This window comes from Exiguobacterium sp. KKT215, assembly GCF_055635335.1.
The window spans coordinates 727190-744179 of the sequence record NZ_CM145756.1 but is presented as its reverse complement, the minus strand read 5'-3'; the positions used below and the strand labels follow the sequence as shown (position 1 = coordinate 744179).

At 55.0% G+C, this 16990-nt stretch carries 16 protein-coding genes and 1 riboswitch; of the genes, 4 read left to right on the top strand and 12 right to left on the bottom strand.

All coding sequences use genetic code 11. From position 1 onward, the window contains the following. Positions 1-4: 4 nt before the first annotated feature. Positions 5-295 (bottom strand): Asp-tRNA(Asn)/Glu-tRNA(Gln) amidotransferase subunit GatC, encoded by a 291-nt coding sequence (gene gatC / locus ACZ2GZ_RS03910; RefSeq protein WP_021066487.1) that lies wholly within the window; start codon positions 293-295, stop codon positions 5-7. A 217-nt stretch (positions 296-512) separates the two neighbouring features. Between gatC and ACZ2GZ_RS03905 the strand changes: the two genes are divergently transcribed. Continuing rightward, entirely contained in the window at positions 513-2216 is a 1704-nt protein-coding gene (locus tag ACZ2GZ_RS03905) for a methyl-accepting chemotaxis protein (RefSeq protein ID WP_029594952.1), read from the top strand. 39 nt (positions 2217-2255) lie between these two features. On the opposite strand, the gene ACZ2GZ_RS03900 is transcribed toward ACZ2GZ_RS03905, so the two are convergent. From ACZ2GZ_RS03900 to ACZ2GZ_RS03890, 3 genes are all read right to left on the bottom strand, one after another. Further along, positions 2256-3632 (bottom strand): alanine/glycine:cation symporter family protein, encoded by a 1377-nt coding sequence (locus ACZ2GZ_RS03900; protein ID WP_029594951.1) that lies wholly within the window; start codon positions 3630-3632, stop codon positions 2256-2258. A 231-nt stretch (positions 3633-3863) separates the two neighbouring features. After that, complete coding sequence (bcp, locus tag ACZ2GZ_RS03895; RefSeq protein ID WP_021066484.1) at positions 3864-4301, bottom strand: thioredoxin-dependent thiol peroxidase; 438 nt, start codon at positions 4299-4301, stop codon at positions 3864-3866. A gap of 12 nt (positions 4302-4313) precedes the next feature. Next, positions 4314-5129 carry a nuclear transport factor 2 family protein gene (locus ACZ2GZ_RS03890; protein WP_029594950.1) on the bottom strand — a complete coding sequence of 272 codons (816 nt, stop codon included), beginning with the start codon at positions 5127-5129 and terminating at the stop codon, positions 4314-4316. 171 nt (positions 5130-5300) lie between these two features. Here ACZ2GZ_RS03890 and pruA point away from each other — a divergent pair, with 171 nt between their 5' ends. Then, on the top strand, positions 5301-6845 hold the full coding sequence (pruA, locus tag ACZ2GZ_RS03885) for an L-glutamate gamma-semialdehyde dehydrogenase (RefSeq protein ID WP_021066482.1): 1545 nt from the start codon (positions 5301-5303) through the stop codon (positions 6843-6845). 54 nt (positions 6846-6899) lie between these two features. Then, a complete protein-coding gene (locus tag ACZ2GZ_RS03880; RefSeq protein WP_029594949.1) occupies positions 6900-7268 on the top strand; it encodes an iron chaperone in 369 nt (122 codons plus the stop codon). A 51-nt stretch (positions 7269-7319) separates the two neighbouring features. Here ACZ2GZ_RS03880 and ACZ2GZ_RS03875 read toward each other — a convergent pair whose 3' ends face one another. From ACZ2GZ_RS03875 to ACZ2GZ_RS03850, 6 genes are all read right to left on the bottom strand, one after another. Next, on the bottom strand, positions 7320-8135 hold the full coding sequence (locus ACZ2GZ_RS03875; RefSeq protein WP_029594948.1) for a ZIP family metal transporter: 816 nt from the start codon (positions 8133-8135) through the stop codon (positions 7320-7322). 95 nt (positions 8136-8230) lie between these two features. Continuing rightward, positions 8231-8695, bottom strand: coding sequence for a 6,7-dimethyl-8-ribityllumazine synthase (gene ribH / locus ACZ2GZ_RS03870; RefSeq protein WP_029594947.1), 465 nt, complete (start codon positions 8693-8695; stop codon positions 8231-8233). Continuing rightward, complete coding sequence (locus tag ACZ2GZ_RS03865; protein ID WP_029594946.1) at positions 8692-9876, bottom strand: bifunctional 3,4-dihydroxy-2-butanone-4-phosphate synthase/GTP cyclohydrolase II; 1185 nt, start codon at positions 9874-9876, stop codon at positions 8692-8694. Before ACZ2GZ_RS03865 ends, ribH begins: the two co-directional genes overlap by 4 nt. Continuing rightward, positions 9876-10517, bottom strand: coding sequence for a riboflavin synthase (gene ribE, locus ACZ2GZ_RS03860; RefSeq protein WP_029594945.1), 642 nt, complete (start codon positions 10515-10517; stop codon positions 9876-9878). The genes ACZ2GZ_RS03865 and ribE overlap by 1 nt, the downstream gene beginning before the upstream one ends. Continuing rightward, the gene (gene ribD / locus ACZ2GZ_RS03855) at positions 10498-11577 is read right to left on the bottom strand and encodes a bifunctional diaminohydroxyphosphoribosylaminopyrimidine deaminase/5-amino-6-(5-phosphoribosylamino)uracil reductase RibD (protein WP_035385646.1); all 1080 of its coding nucleotides are present in this window, start codon (positions 11575-11577) and stop codon (positions 10498-10500) included. Before ribD ends, ribE begins: the two co-directional genes overlap by 20 nt. A 152-nt stretch (positions 11578-11729) precedes the next feature. Continuing rightward, a riboswitch (FMN riboswitch) is annotated at positions 11730-11872 on the bottom strand. A gap of 94 nt (positions 11873-11966) precedes the next feature. Beyond that, positions 11967-12779 (bottom strand): undecaprenyl-diphosphate phosphatase, encoded by an 813-nt coding sequence (locus tag ACZ2GZ_RS03850; protein WP_029594943.1) that lies wholly within the window; start codon positions 12777-12779, stop codon positions 11967-11969. Positions 12780-13232: 453 nt separating this feature from the next. Between ACZ2GZ_RS03850 and ACZ2GZ_RS03845 the strand changes: the two genes are divergently transcribed. Further along, on the top strand, positions 13233-13874 hold the full coding sequence (locus tag ACZ2GZ_RS03845; RefSeq protein WP_235045171.1) for a homing endonuclease associated repeat-containing protein: 642 nt from the start codon (positions 13233-13235) through the stop codon (positions 13872-13874). Positions 13875-14298: 424 nt separating this feature from the next. Here the strand turns inward: ACZ2GZ_RS03845 and ACZ2GZ_RS03840 are convergent, their stop codons facing one another. Both ACZ2GZ_RS03840 and ACZ2GZ_RS03835 read right to left on the bottom strand, forming a co-directional pair. Then, on the bottom strand, positions 14299-15981 hold the full coding sequence (locus tag ACZ2GZ_RS03840) for a GGDEF domain-containing protein (RefSeq protein ID WP_029594941.1): 1683 nt from the start codon (positions 15979-15981) through the stop codon (positions 14299-14301). A 128-nt stretch (positions 15982-16109) separates the two neighbouring features. Continuing rightward, positions 16110-16940 (bottom strand): DegV family protein, encoded by an 831-nt coding sequence (locus ACZ2GZ_RS03835; RefSeq protein ID WP_021066472.1) that lies wholly within the window; start codon positions 16938-16940, stop codon positions 16110-16112. Positions 16941-16990 lie beyond the last annotated feature (50 nt).

The following is a 16990-nucleotide window of genomic DNA, read 5'->3' as shown; positions in this document are numbered from 1 at the left end:
CTCCTTATTCAAAGACCGCTGGGACACGGACTTGGCCGTTCTCCCAATCAGGTGCCATCCGTTCGACTTCCTCGCGTGGAAGTGAAGGACGAACCTCGTCTTTGCGTAGTACGTTTTTCAAATCTAGGGCATGGGTCGTCGGGATGACGCCCGTCGTATCCAATTCATCGAGTTGCTCGGCGAACTCGAGGATTTTTGTCAATTGCTCCGTGAAGTGCGTCACTTCATCTTCTGTGATCGCAAGTCGGGCGAGTCCGGCGACGTGCCGAACTTCAGCTTCTGTGATTCGAGCCAAAGGTTCCACCTCCAACAGTTTTCAATACATCGTCCATTATCATACCACTTTTTTATAAGACAAAAAAGAAAATCCCATCTCGCCAATCTTGATGTCTTTTTTGAAAACTTAGGGAATGTCCTCGTAATATTGACTCGTTTCCAAAAACGCCTATTCGGTCCGTCCCCTAATCTCATTATGCTTAGAAAGAAGCATTATTTTTTCGAGGGGGATTCCTATGTCAATTCGTAATAAACTGATCGTCGCGTTCACCGTCTTGCTCGTGTTGTTGCTCGGGGTGAGCGGCTACTCGTTTTATGCGTTGAATGCATCCAAGGCCGCCCAACAAGATATGACCGTCTCGTGGGTACCGGGGATGGACCAAATTCATCTCGTCGATAAACAGCTGCTTGAGATTCGTCAACAGATGATGCGTCACGCCTTGATCGAGGACGAGGTGACGAAGCAAAATGTCGAAACGAACCTCAACACGGGCATCACGATTCTCGAACAACAAATGAGCGGTTATTCATCGACCATCATCACGAAAGCCGATCAAGAGCTGTTCGATCAAGCGACGGATCAATGGGCGACATTTAAAACGAACATCGAGGAGCTCGTCCGCATCTCGAACGAGGACGGTCAAGCCGCGGCCGACGCCTATATCCGGGACACGGCGACACCGGCCGCCGACGCCCTCTCGAACACGCTCGGTCTGCTCGTCAACTTGAACCGCGATGAGATTCGGTCTGACACGGAATCCGGTGCGGCGCTGTTCGAACAAGTCCAGCTCACGCTCATCGTCATCATGGCCGCGGCCGTCATCTTCACCGTGCTTATGATGGTGTTCATCTTCCGCTCGATTTTCGAGCCGCTCAAGGAGTTCAAAGTGAAGATGCGGGAGTTGGCCACGAGCGAAGGTGATTTGACGACGGCCATCCCGGTGAAGCGCCGCGACGAGTTCTCGGGACTCGCCCGCGACTTCAACCAGTTCCTCGCCAATCTGCGGCAATTGATTTTGCAAGTGAACGGTGTGTCTCACGGGGTGACCGAACAGTCGGCACACATGTATGACGAGTTGCGCGAGCTCGACACGTATATGACGACGACGGCCGCCACGACCGAGGACTTGACGGCCGGGATGCAACAGACGGCCGCGAGCGCCCAAGAAATGAACGCGTCCGCCTCTGATATGGAACGGACGCTGCACAACATCGTGACGATGGCCGCCGAGCGAAAAGCCGAGGCCGAGCAAGTCGATACCCGCGCCGTCGCCTTGCGCGACCATGCCGTCGAGGCGAAAGCGTCCGCGCTCCACGTCCTGTCGTCGACGCGCGTCAACTTGGAGCAGGCAATGCAAGACGCCAAAGCCGTCCGCGAGATTGCGACGCTCACGAACGACATTTTGGACATCGCTGCCCAGACGAACCTGTTGTCATTGAACGCCTCGATTGAAGCCGCTCGGGCCGGTGAAGCGGGACGCGGGTTCGCCGTCGTCGCCGATGAGATTCGGAAACTGGCCGAGACGAGCCGGACGACCGTCGAACGGATTCAAGCCATCTCGACGACCGTGCTCCACTCCGTCGACCATTTGAACGACACGTCGAGCGAGATGCTCCATTTCCTCGATACGAACGTGTTGAAAGACTATGACCAACTCGAGGAAGCGGCCGAGCATTACAGCGAAGACGCCGGCCGGTTCGAAGCGACCGCCTCCGAGTTCGCCGAGGCCGCCATCGAACTCGAACAGTTGACGTCGAACATGATCAGGGTCATCCAAGACGTGGCCGTCACGGTCAACAACGGTGCGCTCGGCACGCAGGAAATCGCTGAGAAAGTGACGATGTCTGTCGACCGCTTCAGCGAGTTGAACCGTGTCACCGAGATCTCGCAACAGAAGATGGACGAATTGAACACGTTGATCGGTCAATTCAAAGTATGACAAAAGGAAGCGTCCTCATGCGAGGGCGCTTCCTTTTGGTTAAGCGGCCGCTTGCCGCAGTTCTTTTTTCCGTTCGAGCTCGAAACGCTTCGTCTCGGCGACGACGACACCTGACAAGAACAAGAGACCAATCAAGTTTGGAATCGCCATCAGGCCGTTGAAGACGTCCGAGATGGCCCAAATCAAGTTCAAGTTCGTCGTCATCGCACCAAGTCCGGCGACGACGATATACATCATCCGATACGGCATGATGGCTTTCTCCCCGAGCAAGTAATAGACCGACCGTTCCCCATAATAACACCAGCCGATCACTGTCGAAAACGCGAAGAAGACGAGCGAGATTGTGACGATCAGTTCCCCAATCGGACCGAGGAAGTACGCGAATGACGCTTGCGTCAACTCGATGCCTTGCAGACCGCTCGTATACTGACCACTCATGACAATCGTCAACCCGGTGATCGAACAGACGATGAGCGTATCGATCAACACTTGCGTCATCGAGACGAGCGCCTGTCGTCCCGGGAAATCGGTCTTCGCGGCTGCCGCTGCGATTGGCGCCGAGCCGAGGCCCGCCTCATTCGAGAACACGCCGCGTGCGACCCCGTATCGAATCGCGGCACCGAGCGCCCCACCGCCGATAGCTTCCGCACTGAACGTGCTCGAGAAGATGGTCGCGAACGCCGACGGAATCAACTCGAAGTTCATGACGAGGATGACGAGACCCCCACCGACATAGCCGATGATCATAACGGGCACGAACACGCCGACGACTTTCCCAATCGATTTGACGCCCCCGAGGATAACGAATCCAGTCAGCACCATGAGCCCGATGCCCGTCACGAGCATCGGGATCCCGAATGACGTGTTGAGTGCCATACTGATTGAGTTCGTCTGGACGCCGTTGCCGATGCCGAACGCGGCAATCGCAGCGAACAAGGCGAACGTCATGCCGAGCCACTTCTTCTTCAAGCCGTGCTCCAAGTAATACATCGGTCCGCCGGCAATCTCGCCCCGCTCATCGACGACACGATATTTGACGGCGAGAATCGCCTCGGCGTACTTCGTCGCCATCCCGATGAAACCGGAGAGCCACATCCAGACGATGGCGCCCGGTCCCCCGAGGACGACCGCCGTCGCAACGCCGACCATGTTCCCGGTCCCGACCGTGGCCGCGAGCGCTGTCATGAGCGCTTGGAAGTGAGAGATGTCACCGCGTTGCTTTTTCTGTTTCTCTGCTTCCGCTCCCGTTTTCTGTTTCGGGAGGAACGCCTCTTTCAAACCGTATCCGAGCCGCGTCACTTGGATAAAGCCGAGCCGGAACGTCAAATAGACGCCTGTCCCAATCAATAGAATCAATAAGTGTGGCCCCCAGACGAGGTTCGATAAACTCGTCAGGACCGCTTCAAACTTTTCCATGCTACTCTGCCCCCTATGTAAATCTGGTGTTCACCGTTCCTTCATATTTTTCAGAACATTCTCAACTTCGTCAAGTTGACAAGGCATTAATCCGGTCCGATGTCGTGTAATATTTTTGTAATATACCACTTTTCCGCTTTATCTTACCCTAATTCTGAATTTAGTATTTGAAATAAAATTGTAATGCGAGGCGCACAAAAAAACGGCCCCCGTTTTGGAAGCCGTCTCGTTTCATGTCGTGAGCGCCGCGACGACCTCGTCGACGTGTCCGTTCACTTTCACACTGCGCCATTCCTGTTCGATATAGCCGTCCTCGTTGATGAGGAACGTCGAACGGACGATGCCATAGTACTCTTTCCCGTAATTCTTTTTCAATTGCCAAACGCCGTATAGCTCCGACACCTCATGCGTGTCGTCAACGAGCAAATCGAACGGCAGCTCATGTTTGGCGATGAAGTTTTGGTGCTTCTTCTGGCTGTCGGCCGAGATGCCGAGGACGACGGCCCCGTTCAATCGCGGTGTCGCATCGCGGAAGTCACATGCCTCGGTCGTACAACCCGGTGTCGCGTCCTTCGGGTAAAAATAAAGCACGACTTTCTGGCCCCGGTAGTCCTCGAGCGAGATCATGTCCCCGTTTTGGTTCGGTAATGTGAATGTCGGTGCTAACATGTTATTTCCTCCTTATCCGAACGACGGGTCGACGAGATTCTCGTCATAACCGTCGATCGCTTGTTCTAATTTTTGTTTGAGCGGTTCGAGCACTTCGAGATACTCGACCGGATCTTCTGTTGCAGCGGCCTTTTTAAGTGCCGCCTCATTGTCGGTATACCACGTCCGGTACGCCTCGAAGTAGTCGGCCATCGTGTCTTGGTTTTCCGGCACCGTGAGCGTCTCGGCCATGAGCAAGAAGACGTTATTGTCGGCCTCGAGCGCGACGTAGTCGGTCTGGGCGTTCACTTGGTCATAAATCGGGCCAGCCTCGTCTTCCGGCACTTCGGCGAGACGGGCGTTCGCTTCTGCATTCACGCCGTACTCGTTCGCCTCGATTCCCGTCAACATGTCGCCAACTTCCCCAATCACGTCGGCCGGGATAAGAGCCGGGGTGACGACGAGTTTCCAGTCCTCCCCTTCTTTGATAGCGACTTTCGAAAGTCGGTTCGGCAGTTCATTGCCGTCCGCATCCTCCATCTCATGGACGATGAACGCGACGTCCCCGTCCTCGTTCACCCAGCTCTCGTACATATCGCCCGGCGTGAGGCCACGCATCTCGGCACCGGTCGCCGGGATGTCAGTCAACTCGCCCGCATAGTCGATGGCTTTGAGTGCCGCCGCATCACCGTTTTCGAGCGCTTGTTGGTATGACGTATACAAGGTCTCGACCGCTTCCGGGAGCGGCGTTTTCGTCTCTTCGGCCGCCTCTTCCGTCGGCGTTTCGTCCGCCGTCCCGCATCCCGCGAGCAACACGGTCAGCGCGAGCGGCATCATCCACTTGTTCATTCAATCATTCCCTTCGCAAGTCGTCCTGTACCCTCATCCTACCACGACTCGATTTCGAGCGAAAACGACACGCTTTTCTGGAAAATTGTTTCACTAGGATTTCACCATGATTTTCGATACAATACAGACGTAAGCGCTTCAATATACGATCACTTTTAAGGGGGAACGAGAATGATTCCATACAAACATGAACCATTCACAGACTTTACAAACAAAGAGAACGCCGCAGCCATCCAAGCGGCGATCGAGAAAGTCAACGGTGAGCTCGGAAAAGACTATCCGCTCGTAATCGGTGGGGAGAAAGTTACGACGGAAGGCAAAATCACGTCTTACAACCCGGCCAATAAAGAAGAAGTCATCGGTCACGTCTCGAAAGCGAACCAAGAGCTCGCTGAGCGTGCGATGCAAGAAGCGCTCACAGCGTTCGACTCATGGCGCCATGTCGACCCGGCCGTCCGTGCCGACGTCTTGTTCAAGGCGGCGAACATCGTCCGCAAGCGCAAGCACGAGTTCTCAGCTTACCTCGTCAAAGAGGCAGGCAAGCCGTGGAACGAAGCGGACGCGGATACAGCGGAAGCGATCGACTTCATGGAGTACTATGCACGTCAAATGCTCGAGCTCAAACCAGGTAAAAAAGTCGAGAGCCGTCCGGGCGAATACAACCGCTATGACTACATCCCACTCGGGGTCGGGATTGTCATCAGCCCTTGGAACTTCCCGTTCGCGATCATGGCAGGGACGGCCGTCGCGGCTATCGTTGCTGGTAACACGATCCTCTTGAAACCAGCATCGACGACACCGATCGTCGCTGCGAAATTCGTCGAGGTCATGGAAGAAGCAGGCCTTCCGAAAGGCGTCCTCAACTTCATCCCAGGACCAGGCGCAGAAGTCGGTGACTATCTCGTCGACCATCCGAAGACACGCTTCATCAGCTTCACAGGTTCACGTGACGTGGGCTTGCGCATCAACGAGCGTGCCTCTAAATTGAACGACGGCCAAATCTGGCTCAAACGCGTCATCGCAGAGATGGGCGGAAAAGATACGATCGTCGTCGACGAATCAGCGGACCTCGAACTCGCGGCCCAGTCAATCGTCAAATCGGCGTTCGGCTTCTCTGGTCAAAAATGTTCGGCTTGTTCGCGCGCCGTCATCGTCGACAGCGTGTATGACACGGTGCTCGACCGCGTCGTCGAGTTGACGAACGAACTCTCGGTCGGCAACACGGAGCAAAACGAACACTTCATGGGACCGGTCATCGATGCGGCCGCGTTCAAGAAGATCACATCATACTTCGACGTCGCCAAAGAAGAAGGCAAAATCGTCGCCGGTGGTAAAGCCGACGACTCGACAGGCTACTTCATCGAGCCGACGGTCGTCGCTGACGTCGCTCCGAAAGCACGTCTCATGCAAGAAGAAATCTTTGGACCGATCGTCGCCTTCACGAAAGCGAAAGACTTCAAAGAAGCAATCGACATCGCCAACAACACGGAATACGGCTTGACGGGTGCCGTCCTCACGCGTGACCGCTCGAACCAAGAGTACGCGCGTCAGAACTTCCACGTCGGGAACTTGTATTTCAACCGTGGTTGCACAGGCGCCATCGTCGGCTATCAGCCGTTCGGCGGGTTCAACATGTCAGGTACAGACTCGAAAGCAGGCGGACCGGATTACATCCAGCTCCACATGCAAGCAAAAACGACGTCTGAGACGTTTTAATCCATCAGCCCGGCTCATCTGAGTCGGGCTTTCTTTCACCAAAGGAGGATTCTCATGGAGACGTTTGACGATTTTTTAGCAACGATTGACGACCCCGAACATCGTGCCAAACTGGACGACATATTCGTTTGGGTCCGGGAGACATTCCCGCACCTCGAGGAGCGCATCGCCTGGAATCAGCCGATGTTCACCGATCACGGGACGTTCATCATCTCCTTCAGTGTGGCCAAAGCACACTTTGCCGTCGCGCCGGAGGCCGTCCCGCTCGAGGTGTTCCAGATGCGAATCCGGGAGGCGAGCTATACGCAGACGAAGCAGCTGTTCCGCATCAAGTGGACCCAAGCCGTCGACTACGACTTGCTACGTGACATCATCGCGTTCAATATCGAAGATAAGGCCGGTCACACGTCGTTTTGGCGTTGACCCGACAAAAAAGGAGCGATGACGCGCATGTCATCGCTTCTTTTCTGTGGCTTATCCTAACGCCACGTCCAAAATCATCATGATGGTGAAGCCGAGCATCAACGCCATCGACGCCATATCTTTATGCCCATTCTCTTGCGAGCCCGGGATCACTTCTTCGACGACGACAAAAATCATCGCCCCGGCGGCAAAGCTGAGCGCGAACGGCAAGAGCGGCTCCATGACAAGCACGGCCCAAACGCCGACCAGTGCGGCCGCCGGTTCGACCATGCCCGATAACTGACCGTAGAAAAAACTGCGGCGCCGGGAGAGCCCATCCCGTCTGAGCGGGAGCGATACGGCGGCACCTTCCGGAAAGTTTTGAATGCCGATACCGATGGCCAACGCGATGGCACCTGTCAGCGAGGCGGACGGGAAATCGGCCGCGACCGCCCCGAAGGCGACACCGATGGCCAGTCCTTCCGGGATATTGTGCAGCGTGATCGCCAAGACGAGCAACGTGCTCCGTTTCCGTTTTTGGGGATGGAAACCTTCCACTTCTTTTAGGGATGGTGTCGGATGCACGTGCGGAATCAGTTTGTCGACGACCGCTAAAAACAGACCGCCTGCTAAAAAACCGACGGTGGCCGGCAACCAAGCCGGCATCGCATCTTGTTCCGCCATCTCGATGGCCGGGGCGAGGAGTGACCAAAAACTGGCCGCAATCATGACACCACCGGCAAACCCGAGCATGCTGTCCATCAACCGCTCATGAATCGACTTCGTCATGAAGACGACGGCCGCCCCGAGCGCGGTCATCCCCCACGTGAACATCGTCCCGAGCAACGCCTGCATGGCCGGGCTCAATTGAGCCACCCATTCCCACATCCGTGTCGCCTCCTTTGCACGCTATTCTTTTCCCGTCACACATGCGTCGCTAACAACAAAAAAGAAGAGAGCCGCTTCGCTCTCCCCTTTTCTAATTAAAATGCGCGCATTAAGTTCGCCATTTCGATGGCCGCCGTTGCCGCTTCCCAACCTTTGTTCCCGGCTTTCGTTCCAGCTCGCTCGATCGCTTGCTCAATCGTCTCGGTCGTCAAGACACCGAAAATGACCGGTACTTCTGACTGATAACTCGCCTGGGCGATGCCTTTCGCCGCCTCGTTACAGACGTAGTCGAAGTGTGGTGTCGCCCCACGGATGACGGCCCCGAGTGTGATGACGGCATCATATTTCTTGCTCATCGCCATCTTCTTCGCGACAAGTGGGAGTTCGAACGCCCCAGGGACGAATGCGATCTCGACGTCGTCTTGTTCGACGCCGTGGCGCTTCAACGCATCCTTCGCCCCGTCTAGCAAGCGCATCGTGATGAGATCGTTGAACCGTCCGACGACGATTCCGACTTTCAAGCCTTTTCCGACCAAGTTTCCTTCAAATGTATGCATCATGATTCTTCTCCTCCAAAGTGATTCATTTTTTGTTGTTTCGTCATTCGGTACTTCTCGTTCGCCGCATGGGCGCCGACGAGAATCGGGACACGTTCGATGACCGTGATGCCGCACGCTTCTAACGCATCGACTTTTTCCGGGTTGTTCGTCATGAGCCGGACGTTCGTGACGCCGAGGTCACGAAGCATGGCCGCGCTGACCCGGTAATCGCGCAAATCGGCATGAAGTCCGAGCGCAACGTTCGCCTCGACCGTATCAAGCCCTTGTTCTTGTAGTTCGTACGCCTTCAATTTATTGAGCAGACCGATGCCACGCCCTTCTTGTCTCATATACAAGATGACACCGCCTTCGGCTTCCACTTTCGCCATCGCTGTGTCCAGTTGTGGCCCGCAATCGCAACGATGGGACCCGAAGACGTCACCGGTCAGACATTCGGAATGAATCCGGACGAGCGGTGCGTGTTCGATCTCACCTTTGACGAGCGCGACGTGTTCTTCCCGGTCGAGGACGTTCCGATAACCGATCAATCGGAAGTCCCCTTTCACCGAGGGGAGCGAGACGTCCGCCTCTCGTTCGACGAGGTCTGTCTCCATATAGCGAACTAATTCCTCAATCGTGATGAATTTTAAATCATGCGCTTGTGCGACACGTTCAAGGTCCGGCAACCGGGCCATCTCGCCGTCCGGACGGATAATCTCACAGATGACGGCGACTGGTTCACTTCCGGCAAGTCGCGCCAAATCGACCGACGCTTCCGTATGCCCGCGCCGGACGGAGACGCCACCTTTTTTGGCGATGAGCGGGAAGATATGACCAGGACGTTGGAAATCGGCCGGACGGGCGTTGCTATTCGCGAGTTCGCGCACCGTATGGGCCCGCTCGCTCGCCGAGATGCCCGTCGTCGAATCGACGTGGTCGACACTGACCGTGAACGCCGTGCCGTGCGGGTCGGTACTGTTCGCGACCATCGGCTGCAAGTCGAGCCGGACGGCCACTTCTTCAGCGAGAGAAGCGCAGACGAGCCCTTTGCCTTCCGTGATGAGGAAATTCATCGTCTCTGCTGTCATTTTATCCGCGAGGACGACGAAGTCCCCTTCGTTCTCCCGGTCCTCATCGTCGACGACGATGATGGGACGTCCCATCTTCAACTCTTCGACTGCTTCTTTAATCGAGTGAAACATTACCATCCCGCCTTTCCATACCCTTGTGACGCCAGCGATTCGAGCGTCATCGGTTTTTGACTTACGAGTTTTTCCATATACTTAGCCAACATGTCACATTCCAAATTGACCGCATCCCCAGCCTGTTTCATCCCGAGCACTGTCTCACTGTACGTGTGCGGGATGAGCGACAACGTGAAGCCGCGTTCCGTCACATCAAACACCGTCAAGCTCGTCCCGTCGACCGAAATCGAACCTTTCGGGACGATATAACGGAGGAGAGATGGCTCACAGCTGATGTCGACATAGACCGCGTTCGCGAGCGATTGTTTTTTGACGATGCGCCCGACCCCGTCGACGTGACCCGATACGAAGTGACCACCGAAGCGTCCGTTCGCGGGCATAGCCCGCTCCAAGTTAACGTTCGTGCCGGGGCGGACCCCGTCGAGACTCGACGCCTTCAGCGTTTCCGGCATGACATCGACCGAGAAGCTGTCACGATCGAACGTCGTCACGGTGAGACAGGTGCCGTTGACGGAGATACTGTCACCGAGCTTCACGTCCTCGAGGACGATTTTTCCGGCGAGCGTGAGCCGGAGGGACGGACCGTTGCGTTTCACTGCCTTGACACTACCGATTTCTTCAACGATTCCCGTGAACATCGGACTCCCCCTCTCGCATGATGAGTTTGATGTCGGCGCCGACCGTCTCGATCGATTGCACGTCATACCGATTGATTGCATCGAGCGGACCGTCATGATGCGAACGGTAAAATCCGCCCTTGCCGCCGAACACGCGCGGTGACTGGTACATGACCCACTCGTCGACGAACCGTCCGTCCAAGAGTGATGTGACGAGCGTCGGTCCCGCTTCGACGAGCAGGCGACCGATGCCGCGTGCGTAGACGTCTTGCAGCACAGCGTCGAGCGACGTGTACGCCGCGAGTTCGACGCCGCGCTCGATGAACGCGTCCCGCTTCGTTTGATCGTCGGACGTCGTGTAGAGTAGCACCGGCACATCGTTCGCCGTCCGGACGAGCTGACTTGACAGCGGCGTGCGTAACTCTCGGTCTAGCACGACCCGGAGCGGTTCCGTCGTCTCGCGGTCGAGCCGGACGGTGAGGGCCGGGTCATCAGCGAGGACAGTGCCGACACCGGTCAAAATCGCATCGACCGACGCCCGCAGTTCATGGACGTCCCGTCTCGCTTCGGTTCCGGTCACCCACTTGCTGTCACCGGTATCGAGGGCGACTTTGCCGTCAAGGCTCGTCGCCGTCTTTAAGATGACATACGGCCGTTTCGTCTCGAGCGAGCGCAAGAACGCCACGTTGAGCGTTCGTGCCTCACTCTCGAGCAGTCCGACCTCGACATCAATCCCGGCCGCTTTCAATCGAGCGATGCCTTGCCCTGACACGAGCGGATTCGGGTCGCTCATCGCGATGACGACCCGTTTGATGCCCGACTCTACGACTAAATCGGCACACGGCGGTGTCTTGCCATAATGCGAGCACGGTTCGAGCGTGACATACATCGTGGCGCCATAGGCGGCAGCACCGGCCATGCGGATGGCGTGCACTTCGGCGTGCGCTTCCCCCGCCTTCAAGTGGGCGCCGAACCCGACGACCCGACCGTCCTTGACGACGACGGCCCCGACGCGCGGATTGACGCCGGTCGAAGAGGCGGATTTGGCCAATTGGATGGCTTGTTGCATGTACTGTTGCATAATCTCCCTCCTTGTTTCGTACAAACAAAAAGACCTCAAGGAATGATCCTCAAGGTCTCGGTGGGAGTCGTCCGTCGTCATTTGGGCAAGCCAAATAAGCGTTTTCTTTACAGAAAAACGTACGACGAACTACAGGTCGCGTGGACCTGTCATGTTTCCTTCTCCCATCCAGACTATACTGTCGGCTCTAGAATCGCACTAGATCCACCGTTCGCACACGTGCGACCGGGTCACGGACTTAAGGCTCGCGCCCATCACCGCCGGTTGGGACTTTCACCCGACCCCGAAGGAATATTTGTTTGTACGTCTCCACTTTAGCGCAAAAATAAATGGATGGCAAAACGAAATGCGCAAAAAAAGCGCCGCTCGTGTGAGCAACGCTTTGTAAATCAAGCCAAGAATAAAACGACGAGGAGTCCGACAACCCAGCAATAGAAGGAGAAGTATTTGAGCTCGCCTTTCGCCATGATGTGCTGGAACCATTTGAGCGAGATGGCCGTGAGCGCATACGAGGCGATGAACGCCAAGATGAGCGGTCCGAACAAATCACGTGTTTCTGGATTCGTGAACAACTCCGGTCCCTCTAAAATCGTCACCCCGAGACTGATCGGGATGAACAGGAAGAACGAGAAGCGAAGCGCCGACTCTTGTTTGATGCCGAGCAACATCGCCATGACGATTGTCGCCCCGGAGCGACTGATCCCTGGGATGAGCGCGACCGCTTGAGCGAGACCGATTAAGATGGCGTCGCGGAGCGTGATGCCGCCGTCTCCTTTATTCCCTCGCATATTCCGGATGAACCAGAGCGCGACCCCGGTCAGGATAAGCGTATAACCGACCGTGGCGACGCCGCTGAGCTTCTCGCCAATCCAATCGCCGAACAGGACGCCGAGCACACCGGCTGGGACCGTGGCGACGAGCAAGAGACCAATGAACTTGACGTCGACCATCGTCTCGTCACTGCGGTCCTTTTTAAACAAGAACGTCCACAGACTGACGACGAGACGGACGACGTCCTGCCGATAAATCGTTAACACGGCGAGCAACGAGGCAAAGTTCACGAAAATCTCGAAGGAGAGCCCCGGTAACTCGATATCAAACAGCTCTTGGAAGATGACCAAGTGACCGCTTGATGAGATTGGAATCGGCTCGGTGAACCCTTGAATCAAGCCGAGTAGGAGATAAAATAACCATATTGTCATATCGTAACATCCTCTTTTCTTATTTACATCAATTCCATTATTTTAGCAGACCGTTCGTTTCACTGACCACCCTTTCAAAAAAAAATCGTTATTTTCAAAACTTTCATTTGATTAGTCTGAAAATTAAATTTATTATAGAAGAGTACTCAACTGGTGCGACGGTGATGACCCCATTGGCCAGTTGGGTACTTTTTCGTACAGATTATTACATATTAGCCACGATAAAACTTTTTGTTTACAATTGAACCCATTTAATATTAAATTTGTAATAGAACTGTTACCATTTTTTCAAAGTATAAACAGGACTTTAGACCTACCCGTTCATAAAATCGGTTTAAAAAAACTTGAACAATGCACTTATAAATTGTAAAAACTGGCCGATAGTATGATTGTAGAAGCAACTTCGTCATCTTTGTCGGTTCAGATATGAGTCCATGGAAGGAGGAACCATCATTGAGTCAAACGCTATCCACTAAATCCCACCACTTGTCCACCGAACAGCAGAGGATGATTCACTGTATTCGACTGCTCGGCGACTTGTTGAAGGAACGTCCACGACGCTCTGTGTATCGTCGCTTCGCGATGGAACAAAGCTGGCCATCTCCCGAGTCGATTATCCGACAGTTCGGGTCATGGGCCGAGGCGCTTGCAATCGCCGGCTATGAATGGCACGGAGAGGCGACTGTCGATCTCCCGGACAAAATGCCAAAGTACACGCGTGAAGATATCATCGAGACACTCGCCCTCTACTCGCGCGACATGGGATCGATTATCACGCTCAAAAAGTATCAGGAATGGCGCAAGCTCCATCCGAAAGCACCGAGCCATTACCATATCGTCAAGACGTTCGGTTCGTGGCATGACGCCTGCGCCGAAGCCGGACTTGAAGCGAGTGTGACGTACTCGAAATCAGAGCTCTCCACCGCACTCCGTGAAGCGATTCACGAGATGGGCTTCTCTCTTTCCTTCGAAGCGTATCGCGAATGGGCAAAACGGAACAACAAACCATCCACGAAAGCAATTCTTCATCGTTACGGTTCATGGTCGGCTGCGATTCACGCGGTCGAGTCAGAAATTTTCAATCAGAAATTATAATCTTTCATTCATAAGGAGGACGCCGGGTATCCGGTGTCCTCCTTTATTTTGTAGATGTTGCGTCATCGTCCTTTCGACGCCCACGCTTTCTGCAGGCAATCCCGGAGCCGCATCGCTTACGCTGCTGGGTCTCCGTCGGATTGCTATCCTGCAAGAGTCGGGGCGTCGACGGACGAGCGCATCGAACGCGCCACGGTACATCAATGTCCCGTGTCAGACATGGAAGTTCGTTCAATATTTGTTGAACGATGCCTTGGCCGGTGCCCGAACTCCTAGGGGAGAGCGATGCAAGGATGACCCCGTAAAGCGCGGCATGCGCTGCGGAGTCATCCGCATCGCCCCAGGAACGGAGGGCGTCGGTCGAACATCGTTCATGTTGATTAGACGAAAAAGAAGAACACCGGCTTATTGGTGTTCTCTTTCATCATTGAATCCGTTCCGTCGACGTATCACGATAATGGGCGACACGGTCCCGGCCGTTGAATTTTGCACCGACGTACATGGCGCGGTCGGCGTGGCGGAGTAGCGTGTCGAGGTCTTCGTACTCGTGGATCGTCTCGATGCCGATGCTCGCCGTCACTTGGACGCGGATCCCTTCGGAGCCGAACGGATGGGCGCGGAGCGCTTGGCGGATCTTCTCCCCCGTCACGATGGCAGCCGCCTCATCCATGCGCGGGAAGACGAACACGAACTCCTCGCCGCCATATCGAGTGACGAGGTCACCGCTTCGGACGAGACGACTGAACAGCGCCCCGGCCTCGATTAACACTTCATCCCCGAACGCATGGCCATACGTATCGTTAATCGCCTTGAAATGATCCAAGTCGACCAAGAACACGGACAACGGATACGAGGCGATGTCGTTCAACCGCTCCTTCGTCCAACGTTTGAGCGCCCGCTGGTTCGGCAGTCCGGTCATCGGGTCGGTCAGGCTCTCATGCTGGAGCCGGTTGCGCTCGTCAATCCGTTCGAGTGACCAGGACAAGGTTTTCAACAGTCGATGAATCTCGACGGCGATTGCCCCTTCATACGCGCCGTTCGCAGTCGTCGAAATCATGCAACTGACCGCGTTCGTCGTGCTCGACACGGGCTGGATGACGAGGGCCGAATGATGTAACTCGGTCTGTTGTGCCTGCAGGTCGGGATGCCACTCATGGAGCGAATCGTACACGAAGTACGGCTCTTCCGCATCCCGATGCCGTTCGAGCGTAAAGGCGTCGGCAATCGGTTTTGACTTTCGTCCACTGACGTCATAAAACGTGCGGTCGCCGGTTCGATTGACTTGTAACCAGCCACGTTCGAGTTCGACGACTTCTCTTAACCCGTTCCAAAACTTCTCGATGAGCAGTTGTTCGTTGTCGACTCGGTAGAGCTGTTCTTTCAAACGCTCGACTTGGTCGATTTTCGACTGCGTCTCCTCGGTCTCCGTCGCTTTGGACAGCCCCATCTTGAGGAGCGACAGAATGAGGAACGTCGCCATCAGGCCGGTATAGCCGAACAACTGGAACGCCTCGATTGCGACCATCGTGAACAATAGCTCGAGCGAGATGACGAGCCAGTCGAATCGGAGCAGACGCCACATGATCGGGAGCGGAATCCGTTCCCCGATCAAGAACCGCGACATGAGGAAACTGAATCCGAGGACGAGGAACAAGATCGCGAAGAAACCGAGTAGCGCCGTACCTTGCTCGAGCAGATGGACGTTCGGACCAATTTGTCCGCCGAGCCGCAAGTAGACGAGTCCTGGTAAGACGAGCAACATCGCCTCAATCAACGTATTGAGCGGATAGAAATGTAAAAATCGTCGCCGCCCGACTTTGTTGGCGAACGTCCGGGCCTGGAATGTGAGCAGCAGGAGCTGTCCCATCAATAAGGCCGGGAGCAGACCGTACAAGAAGAACGTCATAAAGACAAACATCTCATGGAACGTGAAGTGCAAGTGCCGCCGCTTGAGCGGATTCATCACGAACAGGGCACCGAGCGTAAAGATGAACCAAAACAACGACCAATCAAACGTCCCGATACCGAGCCACATATAGGAGAGAATCCCCATGAAGACGATCGACCACGAGAACCAGCTCCTGACGAGGTACTTCCGAAATCGCATCGTCTCCCCCCTTTCCTTATCCGTTATCATTCTTACACAGTATGAAGGTTCTTGGTTGAAGATTCCAGCCGTTGTTTGAAAGTTTTGACAATGAAAAAAAGACCGTGACTCTCGTCACGATCTTGTCATCACTTCGCTTTTAAAAACGAGATGCCGATTGAGCCTGATCCGGTGTGTGCTCCGAGGAGCGGTGCGAGCGTGTCGACCCGAATCTTGGCTTTATCGCCGAGCTCACGTTTCCACGACTCGGCCAGCTCTGGCACGTTTCCGTGGAAAATGGAGACGTCCGTGCACTCGCCTGAATCGATGGCTTGACGGAGTGCCTCAAATAGCTGGGCCTGCGCTTTTTTATACGTCCGGACCGTCTGATATGGAACGATGAGCCCGTCTTCGAAACGGAGCACCGGTTTCAACTGCAACATGTTGCCGATGAGCGCTTTCGACTTCGAGATACGTCCGCCCTTTTGCATCTGCGTCAAATTTTGCAAAATCAACTCGATGCGGACATCCTCGACACGTTGTTTCATATACGCTTCGACGTCCTCGAGCGCGTCACCGCGTTCGACACGTTCAATCAACTCTTCGAGCATGAGTCCCATCGTATAAATCCCGGCCCGCGAGTCAATCGCGAGCAGTTTGAACTCGGCAATCTCTGCGCCTTGGACCGATGCCGAATACGTGCCGCTCAAGTCGGATGACAAGTGGACGGCGATGCCCATGTCATACTGATCTTTGATTCCTTCATACAGCGTGACGAAGTCGCCGATAGCCGGTTGGCTCGTCGAGACGCGTTCGCCCGCATCAATCCATTCGTATACGGTCTTGGCATCGACCTCGACCCCATCTTTATACGGTTGATCTCCTTTGACGACGTAGAGCGGGACGATATGGATGTCCGGGTGGTGCTGAATCGAATCTGGAAGGACAACGGTGCTGTCCGTAATATAAGCAATTTTCATGTTAGGGCTCTCCTTCAATCAAAATTAGTACCTGGTAATATTATTTTATC